At 55.0% G+C, this 3,876-nt stretch carries 2 rRNA genes (1 of these 2 only partly in view); both read right to left on the bottom strand.

The features are described from left to right. Positions 1-2,125: ribosomal RNA gene (locus FO013_RS22065) — 23S ribosomal RNA — on the bottom strand (its annotated part extends 799 nt beyond the left edge of the window); the annotation flags it as partial. Positions 2,126-2,556: 431 nt separating this feature from the next. Continuing rightward, a 16S ribosomal RNA gene (locus FO013_RS22060) occupies positions 2,557-3,876 on the bottom strand; the annotation flags it as partial.

The following is a 3,876-nucleotide window of genomic DNA, read 5'->3' as shown; positions in this document are numbered from 1 at the left end:
TACCACCGCCGTTTACTGGGGCTTAAATTCTCCGCTTCACCCCCTAAAGGGTTAACGAGTCCTCTTAACCTTCCAGCACCGGGCAGGCGTCAGTCCGTATACATCGACTTACATCTTCGCACGGACCTGTGTTTTTAATAAACAGTCGCTTCTCTCTGGCCTCTGCGACCACCACCAGCACATCACCAAGCAAGTTGGCTTCACCAGGATGGTCCCCCTTCTCCCGAAGTTACGGGGGCATTTTGCCGAGTTCCTTAACCACGATTCTCTCGATCACCTTAGTATTCTCTACCTGACCACCTGTGTCGGTTATAGGGTACGGGCAACACACAACCTCACGCCGATGCTTTTCTCGGCAGCATAGGATCACCAGATCACCCCACCACAAGTGGGGCGCCCATCAGCTCTCACACTATGAGTGGGGACGGATTTACCTACCCCCACGTGCTACGACCTTAGACCACGACTACCATCGCGTGGCCTGGCTACCTTCCTGCGTCACACCTCGCGCTTACCGACTCCACACTCAGGTCCCACACCACACACCAACCAGACATCCGAAGACATCACGGGTGAGTGACGTGGTTAGTATCGTGTGTTTTGGTATTGACGGTTGAACGTCGGTACCAGAATATCAACTGGTTGTCCATCGACTACGCCTGTCGGCCTCGCCTTAGGTCCCGACTTACCCAGGGCGGATTAGCCTAGCCCTGGAACCCTTGGTCATCCGGTGGACGGGTTTCTCACCCGTCTTTCGCTACTCATGCCTGCATTCTCACTCGTACCGGCTCCACCACTCGTTCACACGGCGACTTCACTGCCAGCACGACGCTCCCCTACCCAACACCCCACCATTACGGCGTCTGGGATGCTGCCACAACTTCGGCGGTGTACTTAGCCCCGCTACATTATCGGCGCTCAATCACTTGACCAGTGAGCTATTACGCACTCTTTCAAGGATGGCTGCTTCTAAGCCAACCTCCTGGTTGTCTTCGCAACTGAACATCCTTTCCCACTTAGCACACGCTTAGGGGCCTTAGTTGATGGTCTGGGCTGTTTCCCTCTCGACAATGAAGCTTATCCCCCACTGTCTCACTGCCACGCTGAACCTTACCGGCATTCGGAGTTTAGTTGACGTCAGTAACCCGGTGGGGCCCATCAGCCATCCAGTAGCTCTACCTCCGGCAAGAACCACGCAACGCTGCACCTAAATGCATTTCGGGGAGAACCAGCTATCACAGAGTTTGATTGGCCTTTCACCCCTAACCACAGGTCATCCCCTCCATTTTCAACTGAAGTGGGTGCGGGCCTCCACGCGCTCTTACACACGCTTCACCCTGCCCATGGCTAGATCACTCCGCTTCGGGTCTAGGACACGCGACTGGGACGCCCTATTCGGACTCGCTTTCGCTACGACTACCCCTCTCGGGTTAACCTCGCCACGCACCGCTAACTCGCAGGCTCATTCTTCAAAAGGCACGCCATCACCCCAACAAGGAGGCTCTGACGGATTGTAAGCACATGGTTTCAGGTACTATTTCACTCCCCTCCCGGGGTACTTTTCACCATTCCCTCACGGTACTATCCGCTATCGGTCATCAGGAAGTATTTAGCCTTACCAGGTGGTCCTGGCAGATTCACACGACATTCCACGAGTACCGTGCTACTCGGGGACATGCATAACGTCGGGGTCACATGTTTCGTCTACGGGACTCTCACCCACTCCGGTACTGTTTCCCACCAGCTTCGACTACACGCAACACACATCAACGTCCCCACCATGCTGGGTGAGACACGCATACCCCACAACACCATGTCAGCAATACCAGCACGCTTGACACTGACACGGTTTAGGCTCATCCAGTTTCGCTCGCCACTACTCCCGGAATCATATTTTATTTTCTCTTCCTACGGGTACTGAGATGTTTCACTTCCCCGCGTTCCCTCCACACACCCTATATATTCAGATGCGGGTCACCACACTCTCATGTGGCGGGGTTTCCCCATTCGGACATCCTCGGATCACAGCCCGTTTATCGGCTCCCCGAGGCTTATCGCAGATTTCCACGTCCTTCATCGGCTCCTGATGCCAAGGCATCCACCATGCGCTCTTACACACTCATACCAACCAATTCGTCAGTCGATACTTGTGTGCGCGAAAAAAACACTTTCGGATTTCACAAGAAAAATCACATTACATAACAACACACCATTGGTGTGTTGTTGATGCTCGCGTCCACTATACGATTCTCAAACCACTACCAAACACCACCCACACCCACACCGCCACGCGATGTACGTATGACCTGGGTCGGTCCGTTAGATTGAAACCACCACACCACACGCTCACAGCCACAAGGACTGTGTTTGTGTGGGGCCTGTGATTCCAGGACCCAATAACGTATTCATTCATATCCACCCACCAACACGCTCACACGAGGCACATACCCCGAAGACCGCTGTATGGACGAGCCAGATAGGGATGTTCCACCCTTGAGCTGCCCAACCAGTATCACGAATGGATGCTGCGTTGGGGTTCTGATGTGTGCTCCTTAGAAAGGAGGTGATCCAGCCGCACCTTCCGGTACGGCTACCTTGTTACGACTTAGTCCCAATTGCCAGTCCCACCTTAGACGGCCCCCTCCCACAAGGGGTTGGGCCACCGGCTTCGGGTGTTACCGACTTTCGTGACTTGACGGGCGGTGTGTACAAGGCCCGGGAACGTATTCACCGCAGCGTTGCTGATCTGCGATTACTAGCGACTCCGACTTCACGTAGTCGAATTGCAGACTACGATCCGAACTGAGACTGGCTTTAAGGGATTCGCTAAAACCTCGCGGTCTCGCATCTCTCTGTACCAGCCATTGTAGCATGCGTGAAGCCCAAGACATAAAGGGCATGATGATTTGACGTCATCCCCACCTTCCTCCGAGTTGACCCCGGCAGTCTCCTATGAGTTCCCACCATCACGTGCTGGCAACATAGAACGAGGGTTGCGCTCGTTGCGGGACTTAACCCAACATCTCACGACACGAGCTGACGACAACCATGCACCACCTGTACACCAACCTCAAAGAGGAGGACCTGTTTCCAGGACGGTCTGGTGTATGTCAAGCCTTGGTAAGGTTCTTCGCGTTGCATCGAATTAATCCGCATGCTCCGCCGCTTGTGCGGGCCCCCGTCAATTCCTTTGAGTTTTAGCCTTGCGACCGTACTCCCCAGGCGGGGCACTTAATGCGTTAGCTACGGCGCGGAGAACGTGGAATGTCCCCCACACCTAGTGCCCAACGTTTACGGCATGGACTACCAGGGTATCTAATCCTGTTCGCTCCCCATGCTTTCGCTCCTCAGTGTCAGTTACAGCCCAGAGTCCCGCCTTCGCCACCGGTGTTCCTCCTGATATCTGCGCATTTCACCGCTACACCAGGAATTCCAGACTCCCCTACTGCACTCTAGTCAGCCCGTACCCACTGCACGCGCAACGTTAAGCGTTGCGTTTCCACAGCAGACGTGACCAACCACCTACGAGCTCTTTACGCCCAATAATTCCGGACAACGCTTGTACCCTACGTATTACCGCGGCTGCTGGCACGTAGTTAGCCGGTACTTCTTCTGCAGGTACCGTCACCGATAAAGGCTTCTTCCCTGCTGAAAGCGGTTTACAACCCGAAGGCCGTCATCCCGCACGCTGCGTCGCTGCATCAGGGTTTCCCCCATTGTGCAATATTCCCCACTGCTGCCTCCCGTAGGAGTCTGGGCCGTGTCTCAGTCCCAGTGTGGCCGGTCGCCCTCTCAGGCCGGCTACCCGTCGTCGTCTTGGTGAGCCATTACCTCACCAACAAACTGATAGGCCGCGAGCCCATCCCCAACCGAAAA

The organism is Brevibacterium aurantiacum (assembly GCF_007558825.1).
GTDB lineage: Bacteria > Actinomycetota > Actinomycetes > Actinomycetales > Brevibacteriaceae > Brevibacterium > Brevibacterium aurantiacum_A.
The sequence above is the reverse complement of the archived record's forward strand: the minus strand, read 5'-3'. Positions and strand labels throughout refer to the sequence as shown.